Genomic DNA, 19,401 nt, shown 5'->3' on the forward strand with positions numbered 1-19,401 from the left:
CTAAAATTATCAGGAAGAACAAAAGACGGACTCGGAATTGGAGTTCTAAATGCTGTGACGGAAAAAACTTTTGCTACTATAAAAAATACAGAAAGTGGCGAAACGAGACAAGTAATCGTTGAACCGCTTACGAATTATAATGTATTGGTTTTGGACCAGCGTTTTAGAAAAAACTCGTCGGTTACTTTTATCAATACTAATGTAACTCGAAATAGCCACGCTAAAGATGCAAATGTCACTGGTTTAGCTTGGGACTTAAACACCAAAGCAAATACCTATAGCTTATATGGAAATGTTAAATACAGCATGATAAACGATATTCAAGACAAAAACGGGGTTTATTCTACAATTGGTTTGGCTGAAACGAGTGGCAACTACAGATATAGCATAGGCTCAGATTTTGTTACAAAAGATTACGATCCGAATGATTTGGGTATTAATTTCTACACTAATTATTATAATTTTTACGGAAATGCCAATTATAGAATCCTAAATCCGACGAAACGTTTTAATACTTTTAGGATTAATTATAATATGTATACCGAATTCAATAAAGAATCTGGAAAACTACAGGATAATAGCGTCAATGCTAATTTAAACCTTACAACTGTAAAAAACAACTATTACGGAACCGGAATTACTTTTTATCCGTTAGAAACTTACGATTATTATGAACCGCGTGCGGCGAACAGATATGTTGCAATTCCGAGAAGAATAGACACTTGGGGAAGCATTTCTACCAATTACAATCATAAGTTTGCAATAGATTTAAATGGCACTTTTAATGTATTTGACCAATCTGATCGTCTTACATATGGTTTTGATATTGGTCCGAGATATCGTTTCAGCGATAAGCTTTTGCTAAACTACTTCTTTAGTTATATTAGAAAAAACAACAATAAAGGTTATATCGATCAAATTGATAGCGACAATAATGCAACAACTCCAAACGATATTATTTTTGCAAATAGAAATGTTATCACTTATTCTAATACTTTAGGAGGCAAATATGCTGTAAACAGTGCCATGACAATAAATTTAGCTGTCCGTCAATATTGGTCTTATGCCGATAATAAAGACATTCTAATTTTAGATTCAAATGGAGATCTTAATCCCTATCCGCAGTATACCAACAATAAAAATTCAAGTTTTTATTCTTGGAATGCCGATTTATCTTATTCTTGGTGGTTTGCCCCAGGGAGTCAGCTTTCTGCTTTGTACCGAAATAATGCTGCTAATTTTGAACGAGTTATTGATAAAGACTACAGACATAATGTTGCAGGATTATTAAATAATGATGCTCTAAAACATATTTTTTCTATTAGTGTAAAATATTTTATTGACTACAACGCCGTCAAAAATAAAGTCAGAAAAAGAGCTTAGCGTGAATTAATTTTAAAAAATAAAGGCTTCTGCGATTAAATTAATATTTTTTATCGAGCTTCATTTTATTAAACATAAATGTAACAATCGTTTCTTACCTATTTTTAGAAATGACTTATCTTTGTAGAAAACAAAAAGTAATGAACAAAAAAGTTATCCTTATGATTTTAGATGGTTGGGGAAAATCTCCTGACCCTAAAGTATCTGCAATAGACAATGCAAATGTTCCTTTTATAAACAGTCTTTATAAAAACTACCCAAGTGCACAACTTAGAACTGACGGACTAAATGTTGGTTTGCCAGAAGGACAAATGGGAAATAGCGAAGTTGGACACATGAATCTGGGTGCAGGAAGAATTGTATACCAAGATTTAGCCAAAATAAATTTAGCTGTAGAGCATAAAACATTAGCAAAAGAGCAAGTTTTGATTGATGCTTTTACTTACGCTAAAGACAACAATAAAAAAGTACACTTTTTAGGATTAGTTTCGGATGGTGGTGTTCACTCACATACTTCACACCTTCGCGGATTAATCGATGCTTCTCAAGAATATGGTTTGGATCAAGTTTACATTCACGCTTTTACAGACGGCCGCGATGTTGACCCTAAATCTGGAGCAAAATATATTCATGATCTTGAAGATTATATTAAAGATACTCCTGTAAAAATCGCTTCTATCATTGGTCGTTACTATGCAATGGACCGTGATAAAAGATGGGAACGTGTAAAATTAGCTTACGATCTTGTAGTAAACGGCGTTGGAACTCCATCAACAAATCCCGTTTCTAGTGTTTTGGAAAGCTATGAAAAAGACGTTACTGACGAATTCATCGAACCAGTTGTTATGGTTGATGCTAATGCAAAACCTCTTGCAACTATTGTAGAAGGTGATGTTGTGATCTTCTTTAATTTTAGAACAGACAGAGGTCGTGAACTTACTGAGGCGCTTTCGCAACAGGATTTCCACGAACAAAATATGCACAAACTAAACCTATATTATGTAACATTGACAAACTACGACGAAACGTACCAAAACGTAAAAGTAGTTTACAATAAAGATAATATTACCGAAACTCTTGGTGAGGTTTTAGAAAAAGCTGGTAAAAAACAAATCAGAATTGCTGAAACAGAGAAATATCCTCACGTAACTTTCTTCTTCTCTGGAGGAAGGGAAACTCCTTTTGAAGGCGAATCTAGAATATTAAGAAACTCTCCAAAAGTAGCGACTTACGATTTACAACCAGAAATGAGCGCTTACGAACTGGCTGATGCTCTTGTTCCTGAATTAAACAAAGGTGAAGTTGATTTCGTTTGTTTAAACTTCGCAAATGGTGACATGGTTGGCCATACAGGAATTATGGAAGCTGCGATTAAAGCTTGTGAAGCGGTTGACGCTTGCGCGAAAAAAGTTATCGATGCTGCTCTTGCTAACGATTACACTACAATCGTAATTGCAGATCACGGAAACTGCGAAACAATGATCAATCCTGACGGATCTCCAAATACAGCTCACACAACAAACCCAGTGCCGATTATTTTAGTTGACAAACAACTTAAAAGTATTCAAGATGGTGTTTTAGGTGATATTGCTCCAACAATTTTAGAATTAATGGGAGTTCAGCAACCAAATGCTATGACTTGTCATTCATTATTATAGAAAATTAATTTTCAATATAAAAAAGGGACTAATTTTAAAATTAGTCCCTTTTGCTTTTAAGCATTCTTGTCATTTCGACGAAGGAGAAATCTCCACGAGTAGCTCTACAAAGATTATCTTCTCGCAGCGGAGTTACTTACGGAGATTTCTCCTTCGTCGAAATGACAAAACTGCGTGTACTTCTAGATAATTTTAAACAATAAAATAATGATACAATTGCTCAACTCCATAAATCACAAGTCCAATAACACCACCAACTAAAGTTCCATTGATTCTGATATATTGAAGATCTTTTCCTATTTCTAATTCTAGTTTTTCAGAAACTTCTTTTCCGTCCCAACTTTTTACAGTTGAAGAAATTAAATCTCCAATCACTTTTTTGTTATTTAAAAGAATTGACAATAAATCATTTTTTATAAAATTATTGATCTTATCAATCATTATTACATCTTCTTTAATTCCATTTCCAAAAGTCTGAATTAATCCTGCGATGCTATTTTTAATAGAAGAATCGTCGCCTTTGCTCAAATCGTTTATAATGGATAATTTAATTTCGTCCCAAATTCCGTTGATGTAATCTTGAACTTCTTTTTTTCCGACAAAACCCAAAATGATATCATTAATTTTAATTCTCATTTCTTCTGAATTCTTTACCTTTTCTAAGAAATTAAAAATGTATTCATCAATCTTTAAACGAACTGCACTTTCTGGCTTTTTGGCTTCATTTAAAAAATCTTGCAAGCCATTAAAAACACCTTCAGTAATGCTTTTATCTGCCAGTCCAAAACTTAGAAGCGGAGTCGAAGCTTTTACTTTTTGTCTAATTAAATCTTTATTATTAGTCAATTCAGTGCTCATAACTTCGAGAAGATTCGTCAGCATCTGATTTTTCAATTCTCCTTTTTGCAAAGGTTCTAAAGCAACAGCAACCCAATTTCCGAAATTAATTCCTTCTATTTTTTCCTTAAATTGAACCTGAATAAATCTTTTTACATCTTCATCTTTAATCGTTCGTAAGATTCCAGGAATAACATTCACTGTAACAACATTTGCTATTTTATTAGCATTTTCTTCGTGCGAAATCCAATCTGAAGCTTTCACCGCAAAATTAAATTCATCCAGTTTAATTTCCATTTTTTCTCGATCCAGAAATTCCTCAGAAACGAAATTTCCAAGATTCTCTCCTATTTCATTTTTCTTGGTAGGAATAATTGCCGTATGCCAAATCGGAATTCCCATCGGATGTCGAAATAATGCCACAACAGCAAACCAATCGGCAATTCCGCCCACCATAGCCGCTTCGCTAAAAGCCTGCAGCATCGGAATTTTAAAATAAATAGCAATTAAAAACAACAGCACTGCAATACCCAAAAGTCCCAAAGCATTTCTCTTCATTTTCTTAAGAGCTTTTACTTTGGCAATATCTCGATCTATAATAGTTTCCATAATTATAAGCGTTTGTATTACTAATTTACTGCTTTTTTTTGGAGATATTAGTTTTGCCACGAATTCCTCCAATTTTCACCAATTGCTTTTACCGTAAATTCTTTGACTAAATCATTTGTGCAAATTCGCGAAATTCGTGGCTAAAAATTTTGCGCAAAAAATGAGATAAAAATTGTACTTTTGCCAACTGAAAATGGGAAAAATATGATTATCCAGAAAACTAGAGAAGAAATCGAATTAATGCGCGAAAGTGCTTTAATCGTATCAAAAACATTAGGAATGATTGCTTCTGAAATTAAAGAAGGAGTAACCACATTATATCTTGACAAATTAGCCGAAGAATTTATTCGTGATCACGGTGCAGTTCCAAGTTTCCTTGGATTGTACGATTTCCCGAATTCGCTTTGCATGAGCCCAAACGCTCAGGTTGTTCACGGTATTCCTAATAATGTTCCTCTAAAAAATGGTGATGTTATTTCGGTTGATTGTGGCGCTTTCAAAAATGGTTACCACGGAGATCATGCGTACAGTTTCGAAATTGGAGAAGTTGCACCAGAAGTTAAAAAACTCTTACGTGTTACCAAAGAATCTCTTTACGTTGGAATTAGAGAATTTAAAGCTGGAAATCGCGTAGAAGATGTTGGAAATGCGATTCAAAAATATACCGAAGCTCACGGTTACGGAGTAGTTCGCGAATTGGTTGGACATGGTGTCGGACAAAAAATGCACGAAGAACCAGAAATGCCAAATTATGGAAAACGAGGACGCGGAAAGCTTTTTGTTGAAGGAATGGTCGTAGCAATCGAACCAATGATCAACATGGGAACTAGAAACATTAAACAACTAAAAGACGGCTGGACAATCTTGACTGCTGACGGCAAACCTAGTGCGCATTTTGAGCACGATGTAGCTTTGGTTGACGGAAAACCTGAGTTATTATCTACTTTCCAATACATCTACAAAGCTTTAGGAATCGAAAGCAACGAAGAAGACGAATTCAGACAAGTTCCATTAGTATTATAATACAACCCGAATCAAACCAGTGAAAAAACTTTTTAAATTCGTACTTAATACAATTCCGCGCCCATTATTAATTCGTTTGAGTTATGTGGCGCGTCCAATTTTAGCTTTCTCTTTAAAAGGAGATAAATTTACAGATCCTATTGACGGAAAAAGCTTTAAATCGTTTTTGCCTTACGGATACGGAAAACAACGTAACAATGTACTTTCGCCAAGTACACTTTCTTTAGAAAGACACCGTTTGCTTTGGTTGTATTTGAATGATCAAACTGATTTTTTTACAGCGCCAAAAAAAGTATTGCATTTTGCTCCAGAACAAGCTTTTTATAAAAGATTCCGTAAGCAAAAAAACCTTGATTATACAACAACCGATTTACTTTCTCCTTTGGCAGATGTAAAAGCAGATATCTGCAATTTACCTTTCAAAGACAACGAATATGACGTTATTTTATGCAATCACGTTTTAGAACATATTCCGGATGACACAAAAGCAATGCAGGAATTATTCAGAGTTTTAAAGCCTGGCGGAATGGCAATTTTGCAGATTCCTCAGGATTTATCTCGTGAAGTTACATTTGCAGATGATTCTATTACAGATCAAAAAGAACGCGCTAAAATCTTCGGACAATACGATCATGTTCGTGTTTACGGACGCGATTATTTTGACAAATTAAGAAGCATTGGTTTTATTGTTATCGAAGAAGATTACACCAATAAAATTGCACCAGAATTGGTTGAAAAATACTGTTTAGCAAAGGGCGAAATTATTCCGCTTTGCTTTAAACAGGAAAACTAATTTTTCACCATATAAGTGATATAAGTTCATTAAAAAGAGTTTTCAAATTATTGATATTTTGAAAACTCTTTCTTTTTTTTGCCCAATCTTAAAATACAAGCCTAACCAAATCCCTAAACCTTGGAACCTACAAAATCCTTTCAGTTCTGTTTTGACATCAGTTTTGAAAAAAATCTGAACGCCTATATCCCAACAGCGTATATTGTCGAAAACACAAGCGAAATCAAATATCTCGACAAAAAAGCAACCAAAGGTGTGCTGGAGAGTTTTGGTGTTGATTATGAAACTTTAGATCACAATTCAAAAAAGATTCTTACTATTTGCGAATCTTTAAAACCTGAATTTGTATTTAAAAAATTTAGCGCAAAAGTAAAATCAGCTAAAACAATTGCCGATTTGCAGAAAGATTCTAAAATTGATTTTGCTATTCGCCAGCATTTAAAAATTAATTTAAGTCCGTTTTACAGTTTAATTGTTCAAGAGCAATATCCGCTGTCTATTGATTTAGGACCAGAAAAAGATTTTTATCGTTCAAGAGTCAGCATCGATCCATTAGATTTTGAACCTCAAATTCAGTTCGATAAACATTCAGAAGGAATCACTTATACCCTTTCTTTAAAAGAAAACGAGACTACATTTTTGCCAATGGACAATAAAGTAGATATTCTTTCTGATGAACCTGGCTGGCTGATTGTCAATAAAAAACTAGGACAATTAAAAGAGCTAAACGGTAAAAAACTGACTCCATTTTTAAAGAAAAAATCAATAGAGATTCCTTCAAAACTGGTTGATGATTACTTTAAGAATTTCATTCCCGAAATAGCTAAAAAAATTGACATTGATGCCAATGGTTTTGAAATTGAACTTCGTGACCAAATCGCTTCTTGTACGATTCAGCCTGTTTTTGATTTCTTTAAAAACTGTTATTATCTCAATCTTTATTTTGATTATAACGGATATATTTTTGATGGAAGCAAAACAAAAAAAACACATTCATTTGTAGATTTCAGCGTTGCCAATGAACCTCGAATCATTCAGTTTAAACGAAGCGCTGATGAAAATTCATATGCAGAAAAACTATTCGAAGTTGGTTTAGAAAAAATCAAAAATGAATTATTTGGATTAAATTCTGATGCTGAAAATTCAGATCCTTATATCAACATTCAATTGATAATTGACAATAAAGAAAAACTGAAAGATCTAGGCTTTAACATTGAAAACTTAAAACTGGAAAGCAAAGAAATTATCACTGAAAACCATAGTATTTCTGCTTCTAAAGAAACAACTGGGGATTGGTTTGATATTAAAATCATCATCACAATTGGAAATTATAAGATTAATTTCAGCGAAATAATTCCGAATATAAAAAGCAAAGAAAGGCTTTTCCCTTTGCCTGACGGAAACTACTTTTTGATTCCGCTAGAATGGTTTAGTAAATATGGTTCTTTGGCGAAATTGGCCAAAACAGAAAATGGAGTTCTTTTGTTACGCAAAAGCAATTTTACAGCTTTAGACGGAATTTCAGAAATTGACAATGATTTAGATCAAATTCATCAGGCCGAATTTACTGCTTCAGACTTGATAAAAGCAACTCTACGACCTTATCAAATTGAGGGTGTAAAATGGCTTTTAGGGCACTTCAATTCTAACATGGGAGCTTGTTTAGCCGACGATATGGGACTCGGTAAAACATTGCAGACTTTATCTGTTTTGGTTTCAGTACAAGAGCAATTAGGTTTTACAACCAAAACCACCAATTTTGATTTGTTTTCGAACGAAACAACTGTAGAAAGAGAACCATTAAAAGCTCTAATTGTTCTTCCTTCTTCTTTGGTTTTTAACTGGTTTAATGAAGCTGGAAAATTCACGCCTCACTTTTCGAAAATGCAATATGTTGGTAACGAAAGAAAATCTTTAGCAAGCAGAATCAATTCGACCGACTTGATTTTTACAAGTTACAGCATTATTCATCGTGATATTTCAATTTTAGAAAAGTACGATTTCCGTTATCTGATTTTGGACGAAAGCCAATACATCAAAAACAAAAATTCTAAGATTTTTAAAGCTATAAATAAAATCAGTACGGGCCATAAAATTGCTTTAAGTGGAACACCGATCGAAAATTCGCTTGACGATTTATGGTCACAAATGCAGTTTATCAATCCTGATATTTTGGGAACTTATGCCTTCTTCATGGAAAATTTCAAAAATCCGATTGAGAAAAAACAGAATGAAGAAGTTTTATCAGAATTAAAAAACCTCATTCAACCTTATATTTTAAGACGAACAAAAGAACAGGTTTTAAAAGATTTACCAGAATTAACAGAGCAGATTTATTACTGCGACATGGATCCTGAACAGGAAAAATTATACGAAAAAGAAAAATCTAAAGCTCGTAATTTCTTACTTAAAACGGATGGATCTCCTGATAAAATCAGCATTATTAATACGTTGATGAAATTGCGTCAGTTAAGTAATCACCCAAAAATGGTTGATGCAGATTCTGAAATTGATTCTGGAAAATTTATTGCTGTTACTAATTATCTAGAAAACTTGGTAAAAGCAAAACAAAAGGTAATCATCTTTAGTTCGTTTGTTACCAATTTGAATTTTTATACCGATTGGTGTAAGCAAAACAAAATTGAATTCTGCGAAATCACTGGTGAAACGCCAACAGATAAAAGAGAACAGCAGGTGAAGATGTTTCAAGAAAAAGAAAATCCGTTATTGTTCTTTATTTCATTAAAAGCAGGTGGAGTTGGTTTAAATATTACGAAAGCTTCTTACGTTTTATTCTTGGATCCTTGGTGGAATCCTTTCGCAGAAAAACAAGGCGTTGGACGTGCGCATAGAATTGGACAGATGAATAAAGTTAACGTTGTTCGATTTATTTCGAAAAACACAGTTGAGGAAAAAATCATCAAACTTCAAGAAAATAAAAAGCTATTATCAGATTCTCTTTTGGAAGAAAGTTACATTAACGATGAAATCGAGGGTAACTTAGAATACATTTTAGGCTCGTAATTGTTAAACCCAATAGATTGGCATCTTTTTCGTTGTATAAAATTGTTATATTTACAAATCTTACAACAAAATACGATGCCAAAATTTTTATATACAAGCTTTATTTTCCTTTTTATTTTCACTTTAGCGAAAGCTCAAGAAAAAGAAATTGATCCTCCTTATAATATTAAAACGGTTTCTTTTATTCAAAATGGAAGTAATGTTCCGCCAATTTTCGAATTGGGTTCTGGATTTTCATTTCAATTTGATGATTTGTTTGGCAATGAAGCCAATTATTATTTTGAAATCATTCATTGCGATTACAATTGGATTCCAACAGCTATTCCAAAAACAGACTACGTTGTTGGCATGGATAATCAGAGAATTACAGACTTTTCTAATTCGTTTAATACACTTCAAGTATATACTCATTACAGGCTAACTTTTCCCAATCAGTTTACACAACAAATACGCCTTTCGGGAAATTATATGCTTCGGATTTTAAATGAAGATCGGGAACTCGTTTTCTCAAGAAAATTTATTTTATATGAAAATCATTGTACCGTTGGCGTTCAAGTAAAAAGAAGCCGTAATCTGAGTAATATTGATTACAAGCAGAATCTAGAATTTACAATTTTATCAAATGATATTGCTTTTCAGACTCCATTGCAGAATGTAAAAGTGCTTTTATTGCAAAATGGAAACTTTCAAACTGAGATAAAAAACATTGTTCCTCAATACACCATTGGCAATCAGCTTATTTACAAATATGACAAAGAAACTCAATTTTGGGGAGGAAATGAGTTTTTATATTTTGAAAATAAAGACATTCGCGCAGCCAGTAATAATGTTGCTAAAATAGGCTCGAACAATGATATCTATAATTCATTTTTATACACCAATGCCGCAAGAGGAAATCAGATTTATACTAATTATGAAGATGTAAACGGAAACTTTGTAGTAAAGAACATTAATGGATCTAACAACGATATTGAAGCTGATTATGCGTGGGTTTATTTTACGCTTTCTGCTCCTGCTTTTAGAATGAATAAAGATATTTATATTACAGGAATGTTCAATAATTACAGCCTTTCTCCAGAATACAAAATGGATTACAATACTGATAAAGCAGTTTTTGAAAAAGCTATTATGATTAAGCAGGGTTTTACTAATTTTCAATATACCGTTGCAGACAAAAAAGGGGTTATTGATTTTGAAAATGCCATTGACGGAAACTTTTATCAGACTGAAAACGAGTACACCATCTTGGTTTATTACAAAGAAGCAACAGATCGTTATCAGCGTGTAATTGGAAAAGGAAATGCAAACTCTATCAATATAGTCAATTAAAACAATGTTAAGGTTTTAGGTTAAACGATTTTTTTTCGTAGCTTTGCCACTATAACACTCACATATATACGGCGTTAGTATGGTTTCTCAAATTACACGAGGCATAAAAATATCTGTTTTGACTAGTTTTGAAGGTACATACTTCAAGAACTACAAGATTCATTTTGCTTTTAGCTACGTAGTTACCATCGAAAATCATAGTAAAGACTCTGTACAATTAACTTCTCGCCACTGGGAAATTTTTGATTCTTTAAATGATTTGGAAGTGGTAGACGGTGAAGGTGTAATTGGTAAAAAACCAGTTTTGAAACCTGGTGAAAACCATACTTATAGTTCTGGCTGTTTATTATCGTCTCCTTACGGCGCAATGAAAGGTCATTTTAACATGATCAATTTTACTACAACAAAAACATTCAAAGTAATTGTTCCGACTTTTAGAATGTGTGCTCCTTTTGCATTAAATTAAGATATAGTTTACATCTATAGCATTTATCGTTATCTTAATCATAAAATTGTCAATTTATTAATTTATCCTTTGTACTTTTGTGCAGCGTTAGATTATTCGTAACAAAACAAATCGTCTGACTTTAAATTGTCTAATTCACAAATTTTAAATAACATGCTTAAAGGATTTTTTCATGTACCAAAAGCGGTAAACGAGCCTGTAAAAAGCTACGCACCAAACTCACCAGAAAAAGCTGCTGTTCAGGCTGCTTATACCACAATGTGGAATTCTCAAATTGACGTTCCTTTATATATTGGAAGCGAAGAAATTAGAACTGGAAACACAAGAAACATTACAGCTCCACACGACCACAAACATGTTGTTGGAAAATACCATTTAGCTGAAAAACAACATATTGAAAAAGCAATTGCAAATTCACTTGAAGCAAGAAAAAAATGGGCAAACATGGCATGGGAACAACGTGCTGCTATTTTCTTAAAAGCTGCTGAACTTATCGCTGGACCATACAGAGCTCGCATTAACGCCGCTACAATGATTGGTCAGTCTAAAAATATTCACCAAGCAGAAATCGATTCTTCTTGCGAGTTAATCGACTTCTTACGTTACAATGTTGAGTTCATGACTCAAATCTACAATGATCAACCAAAATCAGACTCTACTGTTTGGAATCGTTTAGAATACAGACCTTTAGAAGGTTTTGTTTACGCAATTACTCCATTCAACTTTACTGCTATCGCTGCAAACCTTCCTGCAAGTGCAGCTATGATGGGTAACGTTGTAGTTTGGAAACCAAGTGATAGCCAAGTATTTTCAGCAAAAGTTATCGTTGATGTTTTCAAAGAAGCTGGAGTTCCAGACGGCGTTATCAACGTAGTTTTCGGAGATGCTTTAATGATTACAGATACTGTTTTGGCTAGTCGTGATTTTGCTGGTGTTCACTTTACAGGATCAACTCACGTATTTAAAGATATTTGGGCTAAAATTGGTGCAAACATTAACAATTACAAAACGTATCCAAGAATCGTTGGTGAAACTGGAGGTAAAGATTTTATCATTGCTCACCCAAGTGCAAACGTAAAACAAGTAGCTACAGGAATTACTCGTGGAGCATTTGAATTCCAAGGACAAAAATGTTCTGCAGCTTCTAGAGCTTATATTCCACAAAGTTTATGGCCAGCTGTAAAAGAGCAATTAATAGCTGATGTAAAATCTATGAAAATGGGATCTCCAGAAGATTTCGGAAACTTCATTACAGCAGTTATTCACGAAGGTTCTTTTGATAAATTAGCTAGCTATATTGACCAAGCTAAAAAAGATGCTGACGCTGAAATTATCGTTGGTGGTAATTACGATAAATCTGTTGGATACTTCATTGAGCCAACGGTTATTGTAACAACAAACCCAAAATATACTACAATGGAAACTGAGTTATTTGGACCAGTTATCACTATATATGTTTACGAAGATGCTAAATGGGAAGAGACTTTAGAATTAGTTGATACTACTTCTGAGTATGCTTTAACTGGAGCTGTTTTCAGCCAAGATCGTTACGCTATTGAAGTAGCTACTACTAAATTACAAAACGCTGCAGGTAACTTCTACATTAACGACAAACCAACTGGAGCTGTTGTAGGAATGCAACCATTTGGTGGAGCAAGAGCTTCTGGAACTAACGACAAAGCAGGTTCTGCATTGAACTTATTGCGTTGGGCTTCTCCAAGAACTATCAAAGAAACTTTTGTAACTCCAGAAGATTACAGATACCCTTTCTTAGGATAATCTATTTTTAGAGTTTATAATATAAAAAGCGGGAATTTCAAATGAAATTCCCGCTTTTGCTTTTGTAACAAAAAAAATTCTACAAAATGGCGATTATGATAAGTGATGATTTTTCAAGTTTTTTTTCAGTAAATCTTATTTGTAATATTTTTCTTATTTAATTAAAAATCAACACTTTAAAAACATAAATACCTTATTTTGATACTTTTAAAGCTTCTTGTTCCGTTCAAAAAAAACTTATCCTCATAAATTTGTTTCAACATTAAACAACATTAAACAACATTAAAAGATATTATAAAACAAACTATATAAGCATGAGAAATTTAAACAATGTTCCAAAAGTTATTATGGAATCAAAAAGTATAGGCCACCCAATTAATTATAAATGGACAAAAAAGAAAATAAATAAACTTTTAGATTGCGTCGAAGGAAATGAAGAACTTGAAAACACTTTAATGCAGATTAATCATAAAGGTTCTATGGGACTAACTGCCGCTTTATTGGAGTGGATTTATTGGCGTTTTACTGGTTATAGTCAAGCTACACATGATACGCAAAAACGTATCGAAGCTCTTTGGTGCTCTATTAATAATCGCGAACAGACAAATCCTTTATTGTTTGATACTGATTTTGAAATTCCTGCTAATGGCTCTGTCGATGGAGCGCTTTGGATCGCATTAATGAATGTCAGAATAATTGATGCCAGATACAGAAAAGGCTCTTACTTTTTACAAAATGATATTGTAGGATTGACATTGCTTGCACGTCATATTACTCCAAAAAGGAAAAATTTTGACAATTGGTTTGAGCAAACTATTATCAAGTTGTCTCATTCTCATCATAATCCATATAAAAATGATAAATTGGACGAAAGTGATGAAGCTATTTATGATTCTTCACATGAACCTTTAATTTCGAGAGAATTTTTCTTTGACCCGGAATTTCAATATAGTGTTGAAGCATCAGAAAATGCAATTCACAATTTTATTGACAATTTAGATCCAAAGGCAAATACCTTTCTTAATTTTTCAAAGAAAGCTTCCTAATTTTAAATTGAAAAAGAACCCGATTAAAAAATATTAATCGGGTTCTTTTTATTTAAGGCTTAAATTTTAAAGGAAGATGCACCACTTTTTTAGTTTCAAAAAATTCATCCTCAAATATTGCTGCCAAATCATATAAAGTAGCGTTTGGAAAATCTTTTAGTTCTTCTGTTAAGTCACCACCTTTTAGATACAGGATTCCATTTTTTAAAATATGCTTGTTCTGTTTTTTAATTTTATCTTTTATCCATGAAACAAAATCGGGCATATTGGTCACAGCTCGACTAACGATAAAATCGAAATCGCCTTTTACCAATTCAGCACGTTTTTGTTCTGCTTTTACGTTCTTCAATTCTAATGCATCTACAACGCCTTGAACCACTTTTATTTTTTTTGCGATAACATCAATCAAATAAAAACGCGTTTCAGGAAAAAGAATCGCTAACGGAATTCCAGGAAAACCACCTCCTGTTCCAACGTCCAGAACAGTAGCTCCAGGTTCAAATTTCATGATTTTAGCAATTCCTAAGGAATGTAAAATGTGTTTTGTATATAATGAATCGATGTCTTTACGAGAAATAACATTGATTTTTTCATTCCAATCGTGGTATAAAAAGTCTAATTTTTGAAATTGTTCGATTTGAAGATCGGTCAAATTTGGAAAATATTTCAATATCTCATCCATTGCTCTAAATTTTTAACAAAAGTACTACTTTACGATTGAAATATTTAACTCAATTTTGCAAATTGAGAATTTATAATAATTACCTTTGAAATCTATTTAAAACAATTATGAATAACACTGCTCCAACTTTTGCACGGCAAGACAATTTAAAGTTCTTTAGAACGCTTAACTCTCGCGTTAACAATTACTTTAAAGAAAATAATATAAAAAAAACCGGAAACTGGCAGTTACATTTAAAAGCTGTTATTCTATTTGCTGTTTTTTTAACCCCGTACTTTTTAATCCTTACGCTTAACATGCCTTTTTGGGTAATGTTGCTTTTATCAATCGTAATGGGTATTGGAATGGCTGGTGTTGGAATGAATGTCATGCACGATGGTAATCATGGTTCTTATTCTACAAAAAGCTGGATTAATAAATTTATGGGCGGAACAATTTATGTTTTGGCCGGAAATGTTTATAACTGGCAAGTGCAACACAATGTACTTCATCATACTTATACTAATATCCCTGGTCACGATGAGGATCTAGATGCAGGAAGGATTATTCGTTTTACAGAACATGCAGAATGGCATCGTTTTCATCGTTTTCAACATTATTACTCTGTTTTCTTATACGGTTTATTGACATTTAATTGGGCATTAACTACCGATTTTAAGCAAATGAGAAACTACTTAAAAAGAAAATTATCTTATGGCGAGCCAAAAAGCCCGAAGATTCTTTGGACTACTTTAATCATCACCAAAATGATTTATGTTTCAATATGGATTGTTTTACCAATCTTAATCGGAATTACATGGTGGAAAGTGCTTCTTGGATTTTTCGCAATGCATTATACCGCAGGATTAATCCTGAGCGTAGTATTTCAATTGGCACACGTTGTGGATCATACTACAAATCCAACTCCTAATGAATTAGGAGAGATGGATAATACTTGGGCAGTTCACCAATTATACACAACAACTAATTTTGCGCCTAAAAATGCAATTGTAAATTGGTATACTGGAGGATTAAACCATCAAATAGAACATCATATTTTTCCAAATATCAGTCATATTCATTACGGTAAAATTGCAAAAATTGTAAAAGAAACAGCAAAAGAATGTGATTTGCCATATTACGAATACAAAACAATGCGAAGTGCTGTTATTGCTCACTTTAAGCATCTACGCGATTTGGGAATGAAACCAGAATTAGCGGTTTAGCAACTAAAAAAAAATCTATTAATAATTAACCTTCCTTAATAGGCGCAGCAAATTAAGGACATTCAAAAATTTTATAATGAATCATATTCTTTCGGACAGAATCAACAACTTAGCGACTTCGCAAACATTAGCAATGGCTGCTTTAGCACGTGAATTAAAAGCACAAGGAAAAGACATTATCAGTTTAAGTTTAGGTGAGCCTGATTTCAATACACCAGACTTCATTAAAGAAGCAGTAAAAAAAGCAGTAGACGAAAATTATAGCACATATTCTCCAGTAGAAGGTTATCTTGAACTAAGAGAAGCAATTTGCAGAAAATTCAAAAGAGATAATGATTTAGAGTACAAACCAACTCAAATCGTAGTTTCTACAGGAGCAAAACAATCTTTATACAATATTGCACAAGTAATGTTAAACGATGGTGACGAGGTTATTTTACCAGCACCTTACTGGGTTTCTTATTTCGAAATTGTAAAACTTTCTGGCGGAGTTCCGGTTGAAGTTCCGACTTCTGTAGAAACAGATTTCAAAATGACACCAGAACAATTAGAAGCTGCAATCACACCAAAAACAAAAATGATGTGGTTCTCTTCTCCGTGTAATCCATCTGGATCTGTTTACAGCAGAGAAGAATTAACAGCATTGGCAAAAGTTTTAGAAAAACACCCAAATATCTATGTAGTTTCAGACGAAATTTATGAGCACATCAATTTCTCAGGAACTTTCTGCAGCATCGGATCTATTCCAGGAATGTTAGAAAAAACAATCACTGTAAATGGAGTTGCAAAAGCATTCGCAATGACAGGATACAGAATTGGATATATTGGAGCGCCAGAATTCATCGCAAAAGCGTGTACAAAAATTCAAGGACAAGTAACTTCTGGTGCAAATTCTGTGGCTCAACGCGCTACAATCACTGCAGTAGATGCTGATCCAAGCGTATTAAACCACATGGTTGAGGCTTTCCACGGTCGTAGAGATTTAGTGGTTGGATTATTAAAAGAAATTCCAGGAGTAAAAATCAACGTTCCAGAAGGTGCATTCTACGTATTCCCAGACGTTTCTTCTTTCTTCGGAAAAACATTAAAAGGACAGGAAATTAAAGATGCAAACGACGTTTCGATGTATCTTTTAGCAGAAGCTAACGTTGCAACTGTAACTGGTGACGCTTTCGGAAATCCAAACTGTATTCGTTTCTCTTACGCAACAAGCAACGATATCTTAAAAGAAGCATTACGCAGAATCAAAGAAGCTTTGACTGCATAACAATATTCTAAGTTTTTATAAAAACGGCTTAAGGTTCAAAAGTTTCATCACTTTTATACTTTAAGCTGTTTTTTTTATGTCAGTATTTTGGGCGTGTCCCTCCGGGTCGGGCTATCCGTTACAAGTCCTCGCACTTCCTTCGTCTGGCTGTGGGCTTTCCACTACTATCCCTCACGCAAAACGGTAAACGAGAAAATTCATTTTCAAAAAGAAAAAAATCTAAAAAATCTGCCAAATCTGCGAGAGCAAAAAAAACACTTTCAAAATTTCCATTCCACAATATTGTAAAACAGCAGTTATAATCCTGTAAAACATAACGCTTTAGAAATCATCAACTTTGTAATGTATTAATTAAAAAACTATTAGTCATGACAAATACAGATGTAAACACAGATGAAACCGTAAAAACTTTAAATGGATTAATTTCAATTCTTGAAGACGGAAAACTAGGATATACAAACGCTGCCGAACACGTAGAAAATCTAGCCATGAAAGCCGATTTTCTTGATTACGCACGCGAAAGAGCTTTATTTATTGTAGAATTACAAGACGAAATCAACAAACTTGGTAAATCTACAGATACTTCTGGCGGAGGACCATTAGGCGCTTTACACCGCACGTGGATTGACATAAAATCGTCATTTACAGGAGGCGACACTAAAGCAATCATCAACGCTTGCATTACTGGCGAAGAAGCTGCAATCGAAAAGTACAAAATGGCTTTAGAAGAAAACCATCTTGAACACAGTCAGGTTTTCATTGTTTCAAAACAATTAAACAGCATTCAGAACACTTTATCACAAATTAAAATGAGAGCAAATTAATATCATTGAAGTTTTTTATTTTAGAAAAACTGCTTAGTTTAAATAACTGGGCAGTTTTTTTGTTTTTTGCTAAAACTAAAGAATAAATCTTATTTTAGTCGTAACCAATTTCTAACCAAAACTATTTTTATGAAAATGTGTGATGCTATTGAAACTGGATCTACTTCTCCAATATATTAAGTTTTTTGTGTATAAAAATAATTTCAATGAAAAAAACAATTCTATATATTCTATTTGTTTGTATCAATGCTCAAGCTCAATCTAATATTCAATTGCCTAAAAACTACAAACAGATCAGTATCCCAAAAGAAAACAGTAAAGAACATCTAAAACTAAATTACTCTAAAGATCAATCAATTAGACTCCGAAATAATGAAATTGAAATATTTCCAACACCAAGAATAATGAATTCTGAACTTAAATTTAACAATGGAAGCTTAATCGGGTCTAATCATGGTGAATGGGGAGGAAAATTAATTTATAAAACAAACGAAAAAGAAATCACAATTAAAGAAGGAAATATTATTTCTATTTTTAAACTAAATGGTAAAATTTACTTTTTAGAGGGATTAGCGCACTTATCGACAAATTATGGAGAAGTTTATGAATTGAATTATGCAGAAGAGAAATTTAGCTTCAGAAAAATCATGAATCTACCTGATGAGCCTCAAGTTTTTCAAATTTTTAACAACAAAATTTACATGGCTACTTTTTCTAATTTTATAATTATAAATAATTGGAAAATTGAAAGTGAAATTAATGGCTTTTGGGAAAGTCTTTATCCTAATTCTCTAATAATTGAAAATAAAAATCACATTTTTATGGGAATCCGTGGTGGAATAGTAGAAATTATACCTAATACAAAAATCTTAAAATTGTATATTAAAAAATAATCTCACGTTTATCCTCATTCCATATTAAGTTAACAATTTCAAAAAAATCGCTTCATCACTAGCAAACTCAAATAATTTATTAGACCTTTGCACACTTTTTTTCGGGAATACCACAAAAGTCTAAAGTTTTAGAAATGAAGAAGAAAATCGAAATATTAGCTCCTGCTAGAGATTTAATTGGAGGAATGGCAGCTATTAACAGCGGTGCCGATGCTGTATATATTGGCGCACCTCAATTTGGTGCACGTTCTAATGCCAACAACTCTATTGAAGATGTTGCTGCTTTAGTAAAATATGCACATTTATTTAATGCCCAGGTTTTTGTAGTAATGAATACCATTTTATACGACAACGAATTAGAAACTTGTCGTGCAATGATTTGGGAATTGTACGACATTGGTGTCGATGCATTGATCATTCAAGATATGGCGATTATGGAAATGGACTTGCCTCCTATCGTACTTCACGCCAGTACACAAGCTAATAATCGTGACGCAGATAAAATTAAATTCTTAAAAGATGCTGGAATTAAGCGCGTGGTTTTAGCACGTGAATTAAACCTGCATCAAATTAAAACAATATA

The 19,401-nt window shown here is 33.1% G+C and carries 16 protein-coding genes; 14 read left to right on the plus strand and 2 right to left on the minus strand.

Annotation, left to right across the window (positions count from 1 at the left end; all coding sequences use genetic code 11):
* A partial coding sequence (locus tag B3J44_RS16415) for a DUF5916 domain-containing protein (RefSeq protein WP_286969714.1) occupies positions 1-1,383 on the plus strand: 1,383 nt, incomplete at its 5' end.
* 140 nt (positions 1,384-1,523) lie between these two features.
* Positions 1,524-3,041 (plus strand): 2,3-bisphosphoglycerate-independent phosphoglycerate mutase, encoded by a 1,518-nt coding sequence (gene gpmI / locus B3J44_RS16420; protein WP_286969715.1) that lies wholly within the window; start codon positions 1,524-1,526, stop codon positions 3,039-3,041.
* A 192-nt stretch (positions 3,042-3,233) separates the two neighbouring features.
* Here gpmI and B3J44_RS16425 read toward each other — a convergent pair whose 3' ends face one another.
* A complete protein-coding gene (locus B3J44_RS16425) occupies positions 3,234-4,487 on the minus strand; it encodes a DUF445 domain-containing protein (protein WP_286969717.1) in 1,254 nt (417 codons plus the stop codon).
* 204 nt (positions 4,488-4,691) lie between these two features.
* Here B3J44_RS16425 and map point away from each other — a divergent pair, with 204 nt between their 5' ends.
* From map to B3J44_RS16460, 7 genes are all read left to right on the plus strand, one after another.
* The gene (map, locus tag B3J44_RS16430; protein WP_286969718.1) at positions 4,692-5,510 is read left to right on the plus strand and encodes a type I methionyl aminopeptidase; all 819 of its coding nucleotides are present in this window, start codon (positions 4,692-4,694) and stop codon (positions 5,508-5,510) included.
* Positions 5,511-5,529: 19 nt separating this feature from the next.
* Positions 5,530-6,303 carry a class I SAM-dependent methyltransferase gene (locus B3J44_RS16435; protein WP_286969720.1) on the plus strand — a complete coding sequence of 258 codons (774 nt, stop codon included), beginning with the start codon at positions 5,530-5,532 and terminating at the stop codon, positions 6,301-6,303.
* A 120-nt stretch (positions 6,304-6,423) separates the two neighbouring features.
* Complete coding sequence (locus tag B3J44_RS16440) at positions 6,424-9,327, plus strand: DEAD/DEAH box helicase (protein WP_286969721.1); 2,904 nt, start codon at positions 6,424-6,426, stop codon at positions 9,325-9,327.
* Positions 9,328-9,402: 75 nt separating this feature from the next.
* The gene (locus tag B3J44_RS16445; protein WP_198854386.1) at positions 9,403-10,656 is read left to right on the plus strand and encodes a DUF5103 domain-containing protein; all 1,254 of its coding nucleotides are present in this window, start codon (positions 9,403-9,405) and stop codon (positions 10,654-10,656) included.
* Between the two features lie 79 nt (positions 10,657-10,735).
* On the plus strand, positions 10,736-11,122 hold the full coding sequence (gene apaG, locus B3J44_RS16450; RefSeq protein WP_008467225.1) for a Co2+/Mg2+ efflux protein ApaG: 387 nt from the start codon (positions 10,736-10,738) through the stop codon (positions 11,120-11,122).
* 153 nt (positions 11,123-11,275) lie between these two features.
* Entirely contained in the window at positions 11,276-12,901 is a 1,626-nt protein-coding gene (pruA, locus tag B3J44_RS16455; RefSeq protein WP_286969724.1) for an L-glutamate gamma-semialdehyde dehydrogenase, read from the plus strand.
* Between the two features lie 314 nt (positions 12,902-13,215).
* Positions 13,216-13,947: a hypothetical protein gene (locus B3J44_RS16460; protein ID WP_286969725.1), complete on the plus strand. Its 732-nt coding sequence runs from the start codon at positions 13,216-13,218 to the stop codon at positions 13,945-13,947.
* 52 nt (positions 13,948-13,999) lie between these two features.
* On the opposite strand, the gene rsmG is transcribed toward B3J44_RS16460, so the two are convergent.
* Positions 14,000-14,629 (minus strand): 16S rRNA (guanine(527)-N(7))-methyltransferase RsmG, encoded by a 630-nt coding sequence (rsmG, locus tag B3J44_RS16465; protein ID WP_286969726.1) that lies wholly within the window; start codon positions 14,627-14,629, stop codon positions 14,000-14,002.
* A gap of 107 nt (positions 14,630-14,736) precedes the next feature.
* Here rsmG and B3J44_RS16470 point away from each other — a divergent pair, with 107 nt between their 5' ends.
* From B3J44_RS16470 to B3J44_RS16490, 5 genes are all read left to right on the plus strand, one after another.
* Complete coding sequence (locus tag B3J44_RS16470) at positions 14,737-15,834, plus strand: fatty acid desaturase family protein (RefSeq protein WP_286969728.1); 1,098 nt, start codon at positions 14,737-14,739, stop codon at positions 15,832-15,834.
* 76 nt (positions 15,835-15,910) lie between these two features.
* Complete coding sequence (locus B3J44_RS16475) at positions 15,911-17,101, plus strand: pyridoxal phosphate-dependent aminotransferase (protein WP_286969729.1); 1,191 nt, start codon at positions 15,911-15,913, stop codon at positions 17,099-17,101.
* 368 nt (positions 17,102-17,469) lie between these two features.
* Positions 17,470-17,925: a ferritin-like domain-containing protein gene (locus B3J44_RS16480; RefSeq protein WP_286969732.1), complete on the plus strand. Its 456-nt coding sequence runs from the start codon at positions 17,470-17,472 to the stop codon at positions 17,923-17,925.
* Positions 17,926-18,131: 206 nt separating this feature from the next.
* Positions 18,132-18,818, plus strand: a complete 687-nt coding sequence (locus B3J44_RS16485; protein ID WP_286969733.1) for a hypothetical protein — start codon at positions 18,132-18,134, stop codon at positions 18,816-18,818.
* A gap of 134 nt (positions 18,819-18,952) precedes the next feature.
* Positions 18,953-19,401, plus strand: a 449-nt coding sequence (locus B3J44_RS16490) for a peptidase U32 family protein (RefSeq protein ID WP_286969734.1), incomplete at its 3' end; no start/stop codon positions are given.

Origin of the sequence: Flavobacterium sp. UBA4854 (assembly GCF_002399805.1) — a bacterium.
GTDB lineage: Bacteria > Bacteroidota > Bacteroidia > Flavobacteriales > Flavobacteriaceae > Flavobacterium > Flavobacterium ginsengisoli.

Excerpts from the sequence above, each read along its gene's own strand:
- pruA (WP_286969724.1), top strand. The coding sequence starts at position 11,276 with ATGCTTAAAGGATTTTTTCATGTACCAAAAGCGGTAAACGAGCCTGTA.
- B3J44_RS16445 (WP_198854386.1), top strand. The coding sequence starts at position 9,403 with ATGCCAAAATTTTTATATACAAGCTTTATTTTCCTTTTTATTTTCACT.
- B3J44_RS16480 (WP_286969732.1), top strand. The coding sequence starts at position 17,470 with ATGACAAATACAGATGTAAACACAGATGAAACCGTAAAAACTTTAAAT.
- B3J44_RS16470 (WP_286969728.1), top strand. The coding sequence starts at position 14,737 with ATGAATAACACTGCTCCAACTTTTGCACGGCAAGACAATTTAAAGTTC.
- map (WP_286969718.1), top strand. The coding sequence starts at position 4,692 with ATGATTATCCAGAAAACTAGAGAAGAAATCGAATTAATGCGCGAAAGT.
- apaG (WP_008467225.1), top strand. The coding sequence starts at position 10,736 with ATGGTTTCTCAAATTACACGAGGCATAAAAATATCTGTTTTGACTAGT.
- B3J44_RS16475 (WP_286969729.1), top strand. The coding sequence starts at position 15,911 with ATGAATCATATTCTTTCGGACAGAATCAACAACTTAGCGACTTCGCAA.
- gpmI (WP_286969715.1), top strand. The coding sequence starts at position 1,524 with ATGAACAAAAAAGTTATCCTTATGATTTTAGATGGTTGGGGAAAATCT.
- rsmG (WP_286969726.1), bottom strand. The coding sequence starts at position 14,629 with ATGGATGAGATATTGAAATATTTTCCAAATTTGACCGATCTTCAAATC.
- B3J44_RS16425 (WP_286969717.1), bottom strand. The coding sequence starts at position 4,487 with ATGGAAACTATTATAGATCGAGATATTGCCAAAGTAAAAGCTCTTAAG.
- B3J44_RS16460 (WP_286969725.1), top strand. The coding sequence starts at position 13,216 with ATGAGAAATTTAAACAATGTTCCAAAAGTTATTATGGAATCAAAAAGT.
- B3J44_RS16485 (WP_286969733.1), top strand. The coding sequence starts at position 18,132 with ATGAAAAAAACAATTCTATATATTCTATTTGTTTGTATCAATGCTCAA.